This window comes from Enhydrobacter sp. (assembly GCF_030246845.1).
In the GTDB taxonomy this organism is placed as follows: Bacteria; Pseudomonadota; Alphaproteobacteria; order Reyranellales; family Reyranellaceae; genus Reyranella.
Genome location: NZ_CP126889.1, coordinates 1,065,778 through 1,078,480, shown reverse-complemented (window position 1 = coordinate 1,078,480; position 12,703 = coordinate 1,065,778). Strand labels below are relative to the sequence as shown.

16 protein-coding genes and 4 pseudogenes are annotated in these 12,703 nt (G+C 62.4%); 10 read left to right on the top strand and 10 right to left on the bottom strand.

What is annotated here, in order from left to right:
- Window positions 1–72: 72 nt before the first annotated feature.
- A complete protein-coding gene (locus OJF58_RS05585) occupies window positions 73–342 on the bottom strand; it encodes a hypothetical protein (RefSeq protein ID WP_300782408.1) in 270 nt (89 codons plus the stop codon).
- 61 nt (window positions 343–403) lie between these two features.
- A complete protein-coding gene (locus tag OJF58_RS05580) occupies window positions 404–646 on the bottom strand; it encodes a hypothetical protein (protein WP_300782406.1) in 243 nt (80 codons plus the stop codon).
- Window positions 647–1,101: 455 nt separating this feature from the next.
- On the opposite strand from OJF58_RS05580, the pseudogene OJF58_RS05575 reads away from it, so the two are divergent.
- Window positions 1,102–1,314: pseudogene (locus OJF58_RS05575) on the top strand (IS1 family transposase); the annotation flags it as partial.
- Window positions 1,315–1,564: 250 nt separating this feature from the next.
- On the opposite strand, the pseudogene OJF58_RS05570 reads toward OJF58_RS05575, so the two are convergent.
- Together OJF58_RS05570 and OJF58_RS05565 are read right to left on the bottom strand one after the other, a co-directional pair.
- Window positions 1,565–1,803: pseudogene (locus OJF58_RS05570) on the bottom strand (NYN domain-containing protein); the annotation flags it as partial.
- Between the two features lie 69 nt (window positions 1,804–1,872).
- Window positions 1,873–2,343 (bottom strand): transglutaminase family protein, encoded by a 471-nt coding sequence (locus tag OJF58_RS05565; protein ID WP_300782404.1) that lies wholly within the window; start codon window positions 2,341–2,343, stop codon window positions 1,873–1,875.
- Between OJF58_RS05565 and OJF58_RS05560 the strand changes: the two are divergent.
- The 4 genes and pseudogenes from OJF58_RS05560 to OJF58_RS05545 form a co-directional block, all read left to right on the top strand.
- Window positions 2,233–3,213 (top strand): annotated as a pseudogene (locus tag OJF58_RS05560) (IS3 family transposase); the annotation flags it as partial. The gene OJF58_RS05565 and the pseudogene OJF58_RS05560 sit on opposite strands and share 111 nt — an antisense overlap.
- Window positions 3,214–3,647: 434 nt before the next feature.
- Window positions 3,648–3,860 (top strand): annotated as a pseudogene (locus OJF58_RS05555) (cold-shock protein).
- Between the two features lie 238 nt (window positions 3,861–4,098).
- Window positions 4,099–4,320: a hypothetical protein gene (locus tag OJF58_RS05550; RefSeq protein WP_300782402.1), complete on the top strand. Its 222-nt coding sequence runs from the start codon at window positions 4,099–4,101 to the stop codon at window positions 4,318–4,320.
- Between the two features lie 90 nt (window positions 4,321–4,410).
- Entirely contained in the window at window positions 4,411–4,731 is a 321-nt protein-coding gene (locus OJF58_RS05545) for a hypothetical protein (protein WP_300782401.1), read from the top strand.
- 362 nt (window positions 4,732–5,093) lie between these two features.
- On the opposite strand, the gene OJF58_RS05540 is transcribed toward OJF58_RS05545, so the two are convergent.
- The 3 genes from OJF58_RS05540 to OJF58_RS05530 form a co-directional block, all read right to left on the bottom strand.
- Window positions 5,094–5,486, bottom strand: a complete 393-nt coding sequence (locus tag OJF58_RS05540) for a hypothetical protein (RefSeq protein ID WP_300782399.1) — start codon at window positions 5,484–5,486, stop codon at window positions 5,094–5,096.
- A complete protein-coding gene (locus tag OJF58_RS05535; protein ID WP_300782396.1) occupies window positions 5,464–5,670 on the bottom strand; it encodes a hypothetical protein in 207 nt (68 codons plus the stop codon). Before OJF58_RS05535 ends, OJF58_RS05540 begins: the two co-directional genes overlap by 23 nt.
- A 319-nt stretch (window positions 5,671–5,989) precedes the next feature.
- Window positions 5,990–6,199 (bottom strand): plasmid partitioning protein RepB C-terminal domain-containing protein, encoded by a 210-nt coding sequence (locus OJF58_RS05530; protein ID WP_300782395.1) that lies wholly within the window; start codon window positions 6,197–6,199, stop codon window positions 5,990–5,992.
- 287 nt (window positions 6,200–6,486) lie between these two features.
- On the opposite strand from OJF58_RS05530, the gene OJF58_RS05525 reads away from it, so the two are divergent.
- Complete coding sequence (locus OJF58_RS05525) at window positions 6,487–6,732, top strand: hypothetical protein (RefSeq protein WP_300782392.1); 246 nt, start codon at window positions 6,487–6,489, stop codon at window positions 6,730–6,732.
- Between the two features lie 98 nt (window positions 6,733–6,830).
- Window positions 6,831–7,256: a hypothetical protein gene (locus OJF58_RS05520; protein WP_300782390.1), complete on the top strand. Its 426-nt coding sequence runs from the start codon at window positions 6,831–6,833 to the stop codon at window positions 7,254–7,256.
- 877 nt (window positions 7,257–8,133) lie between these two features.
- Here the strand turns inward: OJF58_RS05520 and OJF58_RS05515 are convergent.
- The gene (locus OJF58_RS05515) at window positions 8,134–8,493 is read right to left on the bottom strand and encodes a hypothetical protein (RefSeq protein WP_300782388.1); all 360 of its coding nucleotides are present in this window, start codon (window positions 8,491–8,493) and stop codon (window positions 8,134–8,136) included.
- Between OJF58_RS05515 and OJF58_RS05510 the strand changes: the two genes are divergently transcribed.
- Both OJF58_RS05510 and OJF58_RS05505 read left to right on the top strand, forming a co-directional pair.
- Window positions 8,475–9,497: a radical SAM protein gene (locus OJF58_RS05510; RefSeq protein WP_300782385.1), complete on the top strand. Its 1,023-nt coding sequence runs from the start codon at window positions 8,475–8,477 to the stop codon at window positions 9,495–9,497. The genes OJF58_RS05515 and OJF58_RS05510 overlap by 19 nt on opposite strands.
- Complete coding sequence (locus OJF58_RS05505; RefSeq protein ID WP_300782382.1) at window positions 9,494–9,895, top strand: hypothetical protein; 402 nt, start codon at window positions 9,494–9,496, stop codon at window positions 9,893–9,895. Before OJF58_RS05510 ends, OJF58_RS05505 begins: the two co-directional genes overlap by 4 nt.
- A 1,047-nt stretch (window positions 9,896–10,942) precedes the next feature.
- Here OJF58_RS05505 and OJF58_RS05500 read toward each other — a convergent pair.
- Window positions 10,943–11,185 carry a hypothetical protein gene (locus OJF58_RS05500; protein ID WP_300782380.1) on the bottom strand — a complete coding sequence of 81 codons (243 nt, stop codon included), beginning with the start codon at window positions 11,183–11,185 and terminating at the stop codon, window positions 10,943–10,945.
- A gap of 502 nt (window positions 11,186–11,687) precedes the next feature.
- On the opposite strand from OJF58_RS05500, the gene OJF58_RS05495 reads away from it, so the two are divergent.
- Window positions 11,688–11,957 carry a hypothetical protein gene (locus tag OJF58_RS05495; protein ID WP_300782377.1) on the top strand — a complete coding sequence of 90 codons (270 nt, stop codon included), beginning with the start codon at window positions 11,688–11,690 and terminating at the stop codon, window positions 11,955–11,957.
- A gap of 517 nt (window positions 11,958–12,474) precedes the next feature.
- Here OJF58_RS05495 and OJF58_RS05490 read toward each other — a convergent pair.
- Window positions 12,475–12,690, bottom strand: coding sequence for a hypothetical protein (locus OJF58_RS05490; RefSeq protein ID WP_300782375.1), 216 nt, complete (start codon window positions 12,688–12,690; stop codon window positions 12,475–12,477).
- Window positions 12,691–12,703 lie beyond the last annotated feature (13 nt).

Sequence of the window (12,703 nt, the reverse complement as noted above, 5' to 3'; positions counted from 1 at the left end):
GCCGCGAGGAAGAGCGGGAACAGGACGGGCGGGACGAGCCAGTCCTTCCAGACGAAAGGGGTCTTCGGCATCTTAGTCTTGGCTTTCCAGCCCGTCAGCGGCCAGCGCCGCGTCGAGCTCGTTGGGATCGATGGGAACCACCTCGCGCGCCTGGCCGGGCAGCGCATCGGCGGGAAGGAAGAGCAGCGTTCGGACGCGTTGCCAGGCGGCGAACGACAGGCCCTCGAGCGGCTCCTCCTCGGTGACCACCAAGTAGTGGCCGGCGGGCAGCGACCCGTCGACGGCAGACAGGCTGAACTGTCGCCGGAAGGTGAGCGTGCGCTCGGTCGATCGCGTGGACATCGGCAAACCGGTCAGCGGAGGCCGAGTCGGGACCCTCGCGGGGCCCGACGCCGGCTGCTGCTCAGAAAGGGCGGCCCTGGACGACCGTCGCGGCATCGCGCGTCGCGGCGTCCTTGGCGAGTCCGTACTTGGCGACGAGTGCTGCTACCAGGTCGTCGTTGTCCTTGAGGTCGGCGAGCTCCTGCGGGGTGAACTTGCCCCACTTGTTGCCGATCTCGCTGCGAAGCAGCTTCGCTTCGGCCCGGGCTTGCATCGGGGTGGACGCGGACGTATTCGGTCTGGCCGTGGAAGGCTGGTCGGTCATGGGAAGATCCTTATGGTTGTTGGTGAGCGGCGGCAGAGCGATCATCGGTTCGGCGCCGCTGTTTGAAAGATGGGCCCGGGTAGGATCGATTATCAGGGGGCATCAGTGGTATTTATCTTCGCCAAGGCGCCCGATTGCGTTGGACATTGGCCCAAATGACGCGGCGCGATCGTGACCTTTGCACGCCGCGAAATACGCAATCTCGTTATCCGTGGTCGGCATAGCAGAGCGTTGTCGGCGCCGCGGCGCGCTCGCTAACGCCGCGATCTTAGATTAAGGCACGAGAGGCGCGGCGTGTGTTGGCATGCTGCCCGGGCCAGCGCTTCGCCGTAGTGCTAGTCGGGCTTGTGCCTCGACGCGATCATCTCCGGGACATGCACTTTGCCGAGTGGCTGCCGGTCACACTGTTTGAATTTATCCTATTGCTGTTCCCAGCCCGCATGTGGGGCGTGGGCATCCGTCGCTTCACCCGCCTGACCAACGCCTTCAGCAAGAAGGTCGAGAACCACGTTTACGCGCTGGCCATCTACTTCATGCACTACAACTACGTCCGCATTCACCAGACCCTTCGCGTCACTCCTGCGATGGCCGCTGGCGTGTCAAAGACGCTGTGGTCCATGGGCGATGTAGTCACGATGATCGAAGAGTGGGAAGCGACGCAACGTTAGTCGTCGGCGTCGGGCCTTTCTTCGGGAGGGGGCGCCTTCGCTTTCTCCTCTCGCAGCAGTCGCAACAACGTACGACGTTGCTGCTCATCGGTCGTTGTTGCTAGCAGCTTACGATAATTCGCTATATTTGCCCTACGGATGTACTCCTGCATGGCTCGCACCAGGACACCAAGGTCCGATGCATTCGTGCGCCCTTTGCGCCGGCCTGTCGAGTCCATCCAAAACAGTACCGCTCCCCGTCAAACTGACCCACTACCATGTCGGAGGCGTTCTTGCCCGACGTGTAGGCGAACTGCTGGGGATAGCGAACTTCTGCAGGATCTCGCTCCACGAGCGCAGCCGCGTGCTCGAGAAGTCGCCGTAGATGCGCCGCACCGTCGCTTCGCCGAATCGCGCGATCTCCTCGAACAGGCCTGCCGCGATCCGGGGCGAGGTGTTGTCGGCATCGATTAGTACCGCGAACCTGCGCGAGCGCGGCGCGTCCGGCATCGGGCCTGCATCTCCGGTGAACCTGTTCATGCTGTACCCCCGTTCATGCTGTGCCGTCATGATGTCCCGTCATCGGATCGCGTCTGCGGTCTGCCGCACGCTCACCTCGACCTCCAGCGCACGGAACGCGTTGCTGACCCCGGTGAAGCTGCCGCTGACCGGCGTCACCTGCCAGATCTCACGCGCCACCGCGACGGGCATGAGGTTGCGCCCGCCGACGCTGCGGTTGGTCGGGTCAAACGTGATCCAGCCCGCGCCCGGCACGAACACCTCCGCCCAGGCATGCGTCGTTTCCTGCGTCGGGATTGCTTCGAGCTCGGGCCGGTGCAGGTAGCCCGAGCAGAGTCGCGCTCCGAAGCCCAAGCACCGCGACGCCTCGACGAACAGGACTGCAAGGTCGCGGCACGAGCCCCACCCGCGGTCGAGCGTCTCGAGCGGCGACTGCGTGCCCTCGCTCTCGCGGCTCTGGTAACTGATCTGTGCGGCGACGCCCGCCGAGAGGTCCTTGAGCAGCGCCAGCGTGTTGGTGCGCTCGCCCATTACGAATCCCTCCGCCCAGGCGCGCAGCCGCCCCGCACCCTTGCCCGGCGGAGTCATATATTGCGGCATTGCGAGCGCGCCGAGGTCGGCCTGGTCCGCCGCCGTGTAGGCGAACGGCCAGGTGAGCGCAGCCGCGGCGATGTCGAACACCGGCCACGGCTCAGCGCCCAGCTCCAGCTCGACCTCGCTGGCGATCACGAGATGATCGGTCGGCGCGGCGAAGGGCGCGTTCACGTGTTGCTGCGTCGCGAGGGTTGGCGGATCAACCAGAAGAAGACCCGTCGCATCTACCGCGAACTGGGGCTGCAATTGCGCAACAAGACGCCCAAGCGCCGGGTCAAGGCCAAGCTGCGGGACGATCGCAAGGCGACGCGGCCGAACGAGACCTGGGCAATGGACTTCGTGCACGACCAACTGGCGACCGGCCGCAAGATCAGGGTGCTGACCGTGGTCGACACCTTCACGCGCTTTTCGCCGGCGATCGATCCGCGGTTCAGTTATCGCGGCGAGGACGTGGTGCAGGTTCTGGAAAGGGTTTGCAGCCAGCTCGGCTACCCGGCGACGATCCGTGTCGACCAGGGCACCGAGTTCGTGTCGCGCGACCTTGATCTGTGGGCCTACACGAGAGGCGTGGTGCTCGACTTCTCGAGGCCCGGCAAACCCACGGACAATGCGTTCATCGAAGCCTTCAACGGACGCTTCCGGGCGGAATGCCTGAACGCCCACTGGTTCATGAGCCGTGAAGATGCTCGGCAAAAGATGGAGGCTTGGCGCAGGTACTACAATGAGGAGCGCCCGCACGGAGCGATCGGGCAAAAGGCCCCGATAACATTGCTGGTTCGTGATGGCATGCCCAGCCCGCCATCATGACGAAGCCGGGAAACTCTAACCCCGGGCGGTCCAAAGATGGGTCTCAGAGCAAGCCGATTACGTCCGATCGAACTGAACGTGCCAAAGGGTCGGCTGAAAATGAACGCTGCTCTCGTTGGATCGTATAGCCATGTTCAACCCCTGAACGACGATGCGCCAGCGTGGCGCTCCTGAGAGATCGCTGACAACTGGCGCACGCCCGTTCTCGCGGGGGCGTGGCTTGCGCATTGCAAATGGGCCTTGCAAAGACTGCGCGAAGGGCCCACTTGTAGCGCGTCGATAGACGGACTGATGATTTGGCCGCGCCGCTCACCTTAAAGGCGCCTGCCAGCGACTTGCTCCGAAAATCAATGCAAATTCGACGGTCAGTCCTCTGCGTCCAGCAGCGGGCGGGCGTGCATTTTGTCAACTTATGTAGTGAAAGGGTTCTCCTCATGTCTATGGGAACCGTGAAATGGTTTAACTCGGCGAAGGGCTTCGGCTTCATCGAGCCGGATGATGGCGGCAAGGATGCATTCGTCCATATCAGCGCCGTCGAATAGGCTGGCCTCAATCATCTGGTCGAAGGACAGAAGATCGAGTTCGACCTGATGTCGGATCAGCGCAGCGGCAAGCTGTCCGCCGCGAACCTCAAGACCGTCGGCTGACGTTCGGGTCGCCGTCTTCTCTTCCGGCTGACCACGGATGTACTGGCAGCCGGAGCAAGGCAATGACGCCCCGCGTCTCCAGAAAGGAAATGCGGGGAACGCAACGGCGAGGTCTTCGTTCATGGCGCGCCAAAGCACGCCAACTCTCGCATCTATTCAAGCTCATCGACGATGAAGCCATTACTCTGCGGCGTATCGCCTTCCAGTCGGATGTACGACCACAGATCAGGAGCGTTAGATGAACAACCTCGACCTGAAGCGAGCCCGACTGCGACTTGAGCTCCAGGAAGCGTACGCTGCCTGGCTGCATATTGCCGAAGACCGGGCAAATTCGGCCCTTCCTTATACCGTGATCGAGCTATCCGGCTGCCCAAAGGACACTCAGCTAGAATGGCTTGAGTATTTGGCTGCGAAGGAGCGGCTGGTACTGGCCTACGCTGAACAGTCTACAACAGCTTAGCTGGTGGCCATATTGCCGCGTTCCCAAGGCCAACCGGTAGGCACCCTCGCGTGGCGCCAATACGGCGTCAAGCTGGACGCAGGTCATTTGGTGACCGTGGGGTTCTCGCTCGCTGACCCGCACGATGAGACGATCGCCGAGATCAAGCGAAGGCACGGCGCCTCCAATTTGGGTTTCCTTGTCATCCTCGATGATCCGGACTCGGTAGAAGAAGTAGTGCTCTGGTTTCAGCAGGCCAGCTCGCTGACGATGATGTCTCAGACTGGCGCCATGCTGATCGGCGACGAAGTGCAGGCGCTCTTGCCCCGCTATTTCACCGTGTTCTTTGATGAGATCAAGGATATTGCCCCGGACCTTGCGGATGTCCTGTTCGTCCGCGTGCCGCGCGCCAGCAGAGGGCATCTGAACTGAACGCCGACCGCTTGCGCTGCGCGTATGCGCTGGCGCGACAAGATGGGTCGGGTAGGCAAGCGAATCGCGCTGCGTGCAGGATCGCCGCGGCAAGATGTCGGCCGAGAACCTGAAGCGGGTCGGCTGATTCCCAATCAATACGGACTGCCGGAAGCGGCGCCCTCGTTTCCCCGCTGCCGCCGGCCACGGCTTTACTGGCGGATCGCGCGGCGGGGAGGCGCCGAATTCCAATTCGGGCGGAGGCCGATACATGGACGTCACCAAGGATACCCTACTGCGTAGGGCCGATGCGCTTTTCGCCGAGGCACGCCGGACGCGAAAATTGTCGACAGCCGAAGCGCCAGGCGCCGCCCGTGACCAACTCATGCGCGATGCCGCTGAGCTGGAGAACCGGGCAGCCCGCCTCGCTCCGGTGGCCGTGGCCAATGGGTCGCATTCTGCAGTCGGCCCAGGAACCGTTGTAGCCGGACCATCTCGTCGAAGGCGTCCAGGCGCGGTGCGAGGAACTCGACGCGCGCCCTTTCCAACGCTGCTCCCGCGCGGGCTTCTTCGGCCCGTTGTTGTTGTAGTTTCCATTCGCGCTCGCGTTTCTCTCGTTCTGCGCGGTCGAGCTTGCACGCTGCCGCATGGCCCGCAAACCCCGCCAGCACGTCGTTGAGCATCGTCTCCAGCTTTCGATGGGGCGTATCGGACCAGCGCTTGCGCACGCCGAGGTAGCCGGCATTGTCGATCTCAAGCGCCAAGGAGGCCAGCATGTTTGTAGTCCCATCGCGGCCGTGGCTGGTGAAGCCTCGTGTAAAGGTCCCAGCCCTTGCGGGCCGCCGCCTGGCTGCGCCGCGCCTCGCGGTCCGCCTCCTCTTGCGTCTCGACATGCTCGACGCGCTTCGTGGCCTCCTTGAGGCTGACGGTCGCCGTTTCGCCGTCCACGACAAGCGTCATGTGCTCCGAACCAGCTGTGGCGACATAGCAGCGGTCCGCGACGGCGACGAGCAGGCGATCCTCGCGGGCAGGCGACCGCGCTCCTGGATGCTGGCCGACCTTTGTGACTGATCAGGCAAGCATGAGCTGGGCGGGATATCGGCCGGCCTGACAACCTCATCCATCGACCTACATATGAGCCGCTGTGCTCAGCCGCTCCGGTGTCGCCGCTGTAATGATGGAACGGAACTCACCAATGCAATGATTTCAGGTTGATTGTGGGACAGGTACCGCTCCACCTTCCGGTTTCCAACAAGCTTCGATAGATATCCCGTCGCGATCACCAGCAGCAGGACATCGTCGCCGTAGGTGGCTTCGACCGCTTGAACTCTTGTTGCAGCGCCTCCATTTCCCGCTCCGTCCGGCCCATTTGCTCCGGGGTCATGCCGTGGACGGCCTTCGGCTTGTCCGGCTGGGCTAGATCTGTTTGCCTTGTGGCCGCCAGGATCGCCTTGGCATAGCTGCTCGAGAAGTTCGCGGCGGACTCCATCAGCTCGACCGCCGCTATGTACCCGGATCAATCTTCGCGAACTCGCCGATCACCTCAGCGACTAGCGCCGCCGCCTCGCCGACTACCGCGAGATCAAAATCCACCCAGGACAGCAAATAGCAGCACCTCGCTATTTGCCGCGATGTCAAATTCAATCCGAAGCGCGCGCGAAGATATATACCGACGATGCCCCCTGACAATCGGTCGCGTGGGGAAGCACGTTTCAACCAGTGGCCGGCCGGATGATCGCTCCGGCGGCCGCTCACCAACAACCATAAGGATTTCCCATGACCAACCAGCCATCGACAGCGTCGCCCACCAACGCGGGCGAGCCCACCCCGATGCAAGCCAAGGCGGAAGCCAAGATGCTGCGCTCCGAGATCGGCAAGAAGTGGGGCAAGTTCACCACGCAGGAACTCGACGACCTCAAGGACAACGACGCCCAGGTGGCGGCGCTCGTCGCGAAGTACGGGCTCGAAAAGGGCGCTGCGACGCGCGATGCCGCGACGGTCGTCCAGGGCCGCGCCTTCTGAGCAGGCAACCGGGGTCGGGGCCCGCTAGGGTTTCCGGCCTCTGCCGATCGCTGAGCTTCCGAGCGGCGCTCGCCGCCGACCGGATGGAAGGTCGCTATATGTCCATGTTTGTCTGGAAGGACTGGCTCGTCCTGCTTGTAGTGCTTCCGCTCGTCCTACCGGCGATATTCGTCATCTATGCAATTCTGCGCGCCACGGAGCAGCCCCTGCCCAGACATTCACCCCGACCGACGCTCGATACCCTGCAGCGCTTATTCTACTCCGCGCGCGAGACGGCGGCCATGGGAATCACCCACTTCGTCGCGACGATGAACAGCGACACGCTGAAAGAGCTTGGCCGTGAGGTGGCGATGGGCGGCATCAACGCGCCCGCCAGCCTGTCCGCCGCCTGCGCGGAAGCGGCGACCAAGGGCGATGGTCCGACCGGCGTCGAGCTGTGGGATGTCGCGCTGACGATCGACAGCCGCCTGGACGACAGCGAGATCAAGCTCTCGCCGATCGAATCAACCAATCCGGCGGCCTAATCGTCGGCGAGCCGGCAGCGTCCTTTACTCACCAGAGCACGACTTTCAGTGATTACCAACCAGCCCTTACAGTCCCGCGCTCGAGCGAGAGAGATGCGCGGATTCGTATTGTGCTTACCCAAAGTAAGAAGAGCGCGTCAGGTTCCGATCAACCAGCGGTCCTTCTCCATTGCGGCTCGGAATGCCTCTTCGGCCGCTGCGACTTTGCCAAGACTGTGTGGCGACGCGAGCGCATCATACAGAACGGCTCTTGCCCACTGCCAATGAGGCCTCGCCCTCTCGGCTTCGTTCAAATCGTCATTCACAAATCCAATGGCAGCCCGGACGCTTCTTACGACGTGGGGTCGCGGCATATGGCGTGTCGAGCGAACTGGAGCGGAAAACGCGGCATCGTCAGAATCTTCGTCCATCGCCCCTCCAATCAGCCTGTCTTCTGACCGCGGTCGAAGCCTGCTAGCCCCTGCAGAATATGCTTTTAGCGCGCCTTCTTCGCCACTTTCCTTTTCACTGCCTTCTTAGGCTGAGGCCGAGTCGCCAGCATGCGGCGTACCGGAGCCTCAAAGACGACATTGGGCTGGTCTTGAGCTTGGTCTTGGGAGGGGGCTTGGAATGGACGAAGATGCCACAAGAAATTGAGCAAAACCAAGGTAGTCGGAACTCGACTGGCACTTCGACCCATTGCAGCAGAGCACACTACCAGGTCACCGGCAGTGCGCTGGTGGGGGCATGAGGCCGGCGCGTCCGTGTTCGGCTTCAAGACCCCCGACCAAGCCGCGGCCTTTCAGCGGTGGGCCCACACTTGCGGCTTCGACTGGACTATCGAGCCACGCGCGCAGCCGTTGCCACACCTCGAGCCGCCGCCCGAACGGCCGCCAACTTACGATCCGGCGCCGGAAGGCCGAGGCAACGTGCACACGTTCTTCATGCGCTGCATGCAGCCGCGCTCGGCATCGAATGCCTCGGCTGCAGGCGGCGCGCTTTGATTCCAGCCGAGCGCTTCGGCGGCTGCAAGCGCGACATGACACAGATCGATACCCTGTGCTTCGTCTGCTCCGGGTCCGGAGCGCGCGACTGGCAGGCGACCACCTTCAAGCGCCGCCGAGGCAGAAGTCTGGCTCGTGGGCATGGTCGTGCCGACGGACGCGACGAGACCAACACCCGTATCCGTTCTGATCGCATCATCGCCGACATCCATAGCAGCGGCGGCAAGGGGCTGATTTGCCTGGTCGGCGTGCAAAGCAACCAGTTTCCCCGAGCCATCGATCTCGCCAGTTTCTCAAGGTCGGACTGCCGGTGGCGCTTGGCGGATTTCACACCGCTGGGTGCATCTCGATGCTGCCGGTGGTGCCCACCGAGATCCAGGCTGCCATGGACATGGGTATCTCGATCTTCGCCGGCGAAGCGGAGGAAAATCGTCTCGACATTGTGTTGCGCGACGCCTGGTCCGGCACTCTGAAGCCGCTCTACAACTATGTCGGCGATCTACCGAACCTTGAAGGCGAGCCGGTGCCCCGCCTGCCGGCCGCCGCACTCGCGCGCAACGAAAGGCCGCAACACAAGCTTCGACCTCGGCCGAGGGTGCCCGTTCCAGTGTTCATTCTGCACCATCATCAACGTGCAGGGCCCAAGAGCCGCTTCCGCACCGCCGACGACCTCGAGGCGATCGTGCGCGAGAACTATAAGCAGGGCATCACGTCATTCTTCTTCACCGACGATAACATGGCCCCCAACAAGCACTGGGAGGACTTCTTCGACCGGCTGATCGAGCTCAAGGAGAACGAGGACATCGCCGTGTCGCTGATCATCCAGGTAGACACCCAGTGCCATCGCATCCCGAACTTCATCCACAAGGCGCGCTGGGCCGGCGTCTATCGCGTATTCATCGGGCTGGAGAATATCAACCCTGACAATCTGCTGGCGGCCAAGAAGCGCCAAAACAAGATCACCGAATATCGCAAGATGCTACAGGCGTGGCACACCAGCGGCGCCTCGACCTTGGCGGGGTACATCCTGGGCTTCCCCGGCGATACGCGCGAATCGATCCTGCGCGACATGAAGATCATCAAGAAGGAGCTGCCGCTCGATATTCTCGAGCTGTTCATCCTGACGCCGCTGCCAGGATCCGAAGACCACCAGACGATGTGGAAGGCCGGCATATGGATGGATCCCGATCTCAACAAGTGGCGCGCCGGCATGGCGCCACCAAGGGCCGCAACCCCGGCGAGCCGGCGCGGTTCATGACGATGTTCAAGATCATGTTCGAAGCCGAGGGCATCCATCCTCTGGAAGGCGGCATTGTGCGCATGAAATATCGCCGCGATCGGCGCTCTGGTATTCCGATCGAGCCGGCCGGGGTGTTCCACTACAAGCTGGCGCGGGAAACTTGGAGGAAGCTCGCGATCTATGGCCGTTTAGCATGGCGAGGCTGGCGCATCGGACAGAAGGTGAAGAACGATCCCGGGCGCTACGACTATACCGATCTCGCGCTTGAGCCGGTGGTAGACGAGGAGATGGACAAGCTCGCCCTCTTCGCCACGACCGCGGGCGGAAGCGGCGCCGTCGTCAAGAGGCGCAGTGAAGACCTTGCCCGCGTCCGCTCGGCACTTGCCCAGCGCCGACGCCTAGCCACCGCCGAATAGAACCGTTTACCCCAAGGGTAGGCGGCCACTGCCTGGGTCCTCCGGAACATGGCTCACAAATCCGGCCCGCCTGACAACCGATCTTGCTGCTAACTCGTCTCCTGACGACGATGTGAATCAACTCTCGCCGGCAACGAAAGTGAAGCAGCCGCGCGCCGTAAGCTGTCGAGCGCCGGCGTTGCAGCCAGTCCGCTTCCCAGGCTAACGCGTGGTGGCCTGCTTCCTCGTCCTCGTCATCGTGAGGGGCAGCTACCGCCCTCGCCTGTGGCGGCATGCGATCGCCCTACAGTGATCTCATCATAGAGGAAAGAGCGGTCGCCTTGGTGAGTGACCGAAGCGCACAATTTGGTGGTCCAGAACGGGAGGCCTCGCGGCGGCACATGCTTTGTTGCAATCACCCGCCTTCGCTGCACTCAAGCCACAGGATGCGATTTAGGGGCGCTTCTTCTTGGCCGGCTTCTTTTTGATCGCGGACTTGGGCGGAAGCCGAGTAGCCAGCATTCGGCGCACCGTAGCCTCAAAGAGGACGTTTGGCTGGGGTTTGATCTTGGGAGAGGATTTGGGCATGAACTGGGATGGACACTCTAGGTTCTTGAAAGCAAACGAGCTTGCTAGTGGCTGCGTCGTCGCTCTCGGGAAAGTTGAAGGGCCGTTGCAGCGTCCAGGTCAGCTTTCGTCGTTCCAGGTAAGAATGGGCAATTCCTGCCGAGGCGAACCGGGTACTGCCCGCCGAGTCGGCCAACCGTCAGGGTCGGTTATAGCTTCGGATCCGGGCGAATAACGAAGATCGACCGGATGCGGCGCGTCCGCGCGATACTGCAGAAGGTCTCCGAGCAGCGACGTCCCCAGGAGACCGCCCAATAACAGCGCGGCCATCGTTGCGAACAATTTCATCTCCTACTTTCGCCGCCGGCTGCCCGGTCGAAGCGCCGCCGGGCAGAAAGAGCAGTGTGCGTACAGACGCGCTCTCGGATCGCGTGCACGTGGTTGTATCCTCGACGCGTGCCGGAGGCGCGACCCGGGGGCTCCGTCCTCCGGCTGCAGCCGTCAGAAGGTGCGGCCCTTGACGACCGCCGCGGCATCGCGCTGGGCGGCGTTCTTCTCGAGACCGTACTTGGCAACGAGCTGGCTCACCAAGTCGTCGTTGTCCTTGAGGTCGGTGAGTTCCTGGGCGGAAAACTTGCCCCATTTGCTGCCGATCTCGGCACGCAGGAGCTTCCGGGCCTCGGCAGGATTGTCCTGCATGCGGTTGGCCGCGTTGGGAGAGGCCGTCGAAGGCTGATCGGTCATTGGATATCCTTATGGTTGTTGGTGAGCAGCTGCCGGAACAGACATCGCGTCGGCGCCACTGGTCGAGAGATGGTCACGAAGGCGGCCGATTATCAGGGGATGGCGCCGGTATATATCTTCGCGCGTGCTACCGTTTGGGTTGGACATCGCGGCAAATGACGCGGTGATATTTGCAATGAGTGCCCTCACCAAAGCCATTGTGATCCTGCGCCGCCGCCGGCCGACCTCGTATCAGTGGCCTTGGATTCGATTGAGCTGATCCCCATGTCCTCGGGGGAGCTGGATCATTTAGCCCGTTCAGTTCTCGGTTCTCCTTCTTGCTTGATCGTCGGCTAGGCGCACTCCCGCGCCAACGCTGGTCTTTTGGCCGGCGAGGATGGCCGCTCGCCGGCCGCGAAGGATTTCCCATGAATATGCCAGCCAACACCAAGCCTTGGATCCAGGGCGGCATCGTCGGGGCCATTGCACTCGCCATCAGCGGTTTTGGCTGGGGGGTGGCTGGGTGACCGGCGGCACGTCCGCCAGGAACAGCGCTGCCGCATCGCACGAAGCGGTAGTGGCAGCTCTCGCCCCGATCTGCGTCGAGCGCTTCCGCACTCAGGGCGACGCCGTCGTCCGTACCGCCTTGGTCAAAGCCAGCAGTTGGGAACGCGGATCATTGATCGAGAAAAGCGGCTTCGCCACGATGCCTGGCAGCACGACGGCTGATTCCGACGTAGCGCGTGCTTGCGCCGATATCTTGGCGACATCTGATGTGGTGCCGAAGCGATGATCAGCGTGTCCCGGTTCCAAACGGAGACGGCCTGGTACCGAGCCAAGGCCAAAAAGGCTCGAGAGCGCGCGGAAAGCGCCTTGAGCGAAGATGCTCGTAACGTATTGCTCAACGATGGTCGGCTCTGGGATCGCATGGCCGACTACGAAGAAGAGGACTCGACTCTGCGTCCGGCGGCCTCACCGTGACCCGTTCCGCTGATTCTGATCCGCCAGCGACTTACACCGTGTCCTGCATCCACCCGGACACGGCCAAGTTTCATGGAGAGAGTTGCGCGACGCTCGAAGAGGCGCAACGCCGCACAAAGGACCTGCGGTCGGCCGGTTATCTGAGCCTCACCATTTCAATCTCCAACCCTGCGGGCCACCAGTGGCCACCGGCTGATTAGCGCTCCTCGTACGAAGTCGAGCCGCGTTGTTCCGTCCGTCGTACTGCTACTCTTGCCTGCGCTTCAATTCCAGACACACGCCCGTCGTCTTATCCTTCGGAAAAATCGAAACAAGCGGAGCGGATCGAGCTAGTTCGGGTTCTTACGGTCCTCTCCATCTTCAATGAGCAGGTCCAGCAATTCGAGTGCGGCGAACTCCGCTCGCGCACTCGGTGGGCCCGGAAAGGCGGTAGATTGTACGCTCTCCTGCAGAAGGTTCTTGGCCCCTCGCAATCCATTGCTCTTTGGAATGAAAGCGATCCCATCCGCAGCGAACTGTTCAGCGTGGAACGGCTCGAGCAGCACGCGATAAGCCTCG

Coding starts and splice junctions, on each gene's coding strand:
- OJF58_RS05585 (WP_300782408.1), bottom strand. CDS start 342: ATGTCCACGCGATCGACCGAGCGCACGCTCACCTTCCGGCGACAGTTC.
- OJF58_RS05580 (WP_300782406.1), bottom strand. CDS start 646: ATGACCGACCAGCCTTCCACGGCCAGACCGAATACGTCCGCGTCCACC.
- OJF58_RS05565 (WP_300782404.1), bottom strand. CDS start 2,343: ATGGGCGAGCGCACCAACACGCTGGCGCTGCTCAAGGACCTCTCGGCG.
- OJF58_RS05550 (WP_300782402.1), top strand. CDS start 4,099: ATGAACAACCTCGACCTGAAGCGAGCCCGACTGCGACTTGAGCTCCAG.
- OJF58_RS05540 (WP_300782399.1), bottom strand. CDS start 5,486: ATGCTGGCCTCCTTGGCGCTTGAGATCGACAATGCCGGCTACCTCGGC.
- OJF58_RS05535 (WP_300782396.1), bottom strand. CDS start 5,670: ATGACGCTTGTCGTGGACGGCGAAACGGCGACCGTCAGCCTCAAGGAG.
- OJF58_RS05530 (WP_300782395.1), bottom strand. CDS start 6,199: ATGGAGTCCGCCGCGAACTTCTCGAGCAGCTATGCCAAGGCGATCCTG.
- OJF58_RS05525 (WP_300782392.1), top strand. CDS start 6,487: ATGACCAACCAGCCATCGACAGCGTCGCCCACCAACGCGGGCGAGCCC.
- OJF58_RS05520 (WP_300782390.1), top strand. CDS start 6,831: ATGTCCATGTTTGTCTGGAAGGACTGGCTCGTCCTGCTTGTAGTGCTT.
- OJF58_RS05505 (WP_300782382.1), top strand. CDS start 9,494: ATGACGATGTTCAAGATCATGTTCGAAGCCGAGGGCATCCATCCTCTG.
- OJF58_RS05500 (WP_300782380.1), bottom strand. CDS start 11,185: ATGACCGATCAGCCTTCGACGGCCTCTCCCAACGCGGCCAACCGCATG.